Origin of the sequence: Bacillus sp. GMa5/1 (assembly GCF_050172015.1) — a bacterium.
Classification (GTDB): domain Bacteria; phylum Bacillota; class Bacilli; order Bacillales; family Bacillaceae_G; genus Bacillus_A; species Bacillus_A cereus.
The window spans coordinates 1-1,269 of the sequence record NZ_JBNLYC010000404.1 but is presented as its reverse complement, the minus strand read 5'-3'; the positions used below and the strand labels follow the sequence as shown (position 1 = coordinate 1,269).

Sequence of the window (1,269 nt, the reverse complement as noted above, 5' to 3'; positions counted from 1 at the left end):
AATGAGAAAAAAGCACATAGTCTTAAAGGGATAGAAGAAAAGTTAAACCCAACTATCTATCAAGTGAGATTCATGAAATTAGATGAACCAATTCAATTTGAGTCGTTCCCTGAATTAAAAGATTTAGGGGACTGGTTAAGTACTTCAACGCATATGTGGGCGTGCCACTCAACTATGTATAAGTACAACAGAGAAGGGTTTGAAAAGAAGTTTTTAGAGATTACAAACTTAACCGTTGATAATGTACTAATATCTACTGGTGGTATCGGATTTAACTTCATGTCACCGGGGTGGAGAAATTCTCTCTAGAGTACTCGAAAGAAATATTGTATATACAATATTTTTTCTGCTTATTTTGTCATGTAATGAAAAGAAAACAAAAAAAGCTCTATACTAATTGTATAGAGCTTTTTTACGCCGTTCATGATACCGATGGTCGGGGTCGAACCGACACTCCCGAAGGAACACGATTTTGAGTCGTGCGCGTCTGCCAATTCCGCCACATCGGCACAAAAGAAAAGGCGGCAACCGGATTTGAACCGGTGATAAAGGTTTTGCAGACCTCTGCCTTACCACTTGGCTATGCCGCCATATAAAATTTTATTGGAGCGGAAGACGGGATTCGAACCCGCGACCCCAACCTTGGCAAGGTTGTATTCTACCACTGAACTACTTCCGCAAAAATGGCTGGGCTAGCTGGATTCGAACCAGCGCATGACGGAGTCAAAGTCCGTTGCCTTACCGCTTGGCTATAGCCCATCGAATTCTTACTTAATTATATGTAAGTATCCATTAGATTATTTGTAATTTTTAAAATAAAAATGGGGCGACTGATGGGAATCGAACCCACGAATGCCGGAGCCACAATCCGGTGCGTTAACCACTTCGCCACAACCGCCATGTTGTGTAAATATATTTTGGCAGGGGCAGTAGGAATCGAACCCACACTGGAGGTTTTGGAGACCTCAGTTCTACCTTTAAACTATGCCCCTATGTAAATGGTGGAGGGGGGCAGATTCGAACTGCCGAACCCGAAGGAGCGGATTTACAGTCCGCCGCGTTTAGCCACTTCGCTACCCCTCCGAAACTTACATGGTGCCGGCTAGAGGACTTGAACCCCCAACCTACTGATTACAAGTCAGTTGCTCTACCAATTGAGCTAAGCCGGCGTATTTTATTAAAATAAATGGTGGCTCGGGACGGAATCGAACCGCCGACACGAGGATTTTCAGTCCTCTGCTCTACCGACTGAGCTACCGAGCCTTATTA

General features: G+C 44.0%; 1 protein-coding gene and 9 tRNA genes. 1 reads left to right on the top strand and 9 read right to left on the bottom strand.

The window, feature by feature from the left end:
- The coding region (locus ACQGSG_RS29015; RefSeq protein WP_426948752.1) for a DUF3884 family protein at positions 1 to 309 on the top strand (309 nt) is incomplete at its 5' end.
- Positions 310 to 427: 118 nt separating this feature from the next.
- Here ACQGSG_RS29015 and ACQGSG_RS29010 read toward each other — a convergent pair.
- The 9 genes from ACQGSG_RS29010 to ACQGSG_RS28970 all read right to left on the bottom strand — a co-directional run bounded on the left by ACQGSG_RS29010 (position 428) and on the right by ACQGSG_RS28970 (position 1,263).
- Positions 428 to 509, bottom strand: a tRNA-Leu gene (locus tag ACQGSG_RS29010).
- A 10-nt stretch (positions 510 to 519) separates the two neighbouring features.
- Positions 520 to 590: transfer RNA gene (locus ACQGSG_RS29005), tRNA-Cys, on the bottom strand.
- Between the two features lie 14 nt (positions 591 to 604).
- Positions 605 to 679, bottom strand: a tRNA-Gly gene (locus tag ACQGSG_RS29000).
- A gap of 5 nt (positions 680 to 684) precedes the next feature.
- A tRNA-Gln gene (locus ACQGSG_RS28995) sits at positions 685 to 759 on the bottom strand.
- Positions 760 to 822: 63 nt separating this feature from the next.
- Positions 823 to 898 (bottom strand) — tRNA-His (locus tag ACQGSG_RS28990).
- A gap of 20 nt (positions 899 to 918) precedes the next feature.
- Positions 919 to 992, bottom strand: a tRNA-Trp gene (locus tag ACQGSG_RS28985).
- A 7-nt stretch (positions 993 to 999) separates the two neighbouring features.
- Positions 1,000 to 1,083 (bottom strand) — tRNA-Tyr (locus ACQGSG_RS28980).
- A 10-nt stretch (positions 1,084 to 1,093) separates the two neighbouring features.
- A tRNA-Thr gene (locus ACQGSG_RS28975) sits at positions 1,094 to 1,169 on the bottom strand.
- Positions 1,170 to 1,187: 18 nt separating this feature from the next.
- Positions 1,188 to 1,263 (bottom strand) — tRNA-Phe (locus ACQGSG_RS28970).
- Positions 1,264 to 1,269 lie beyond the last annotated feature (6 nt).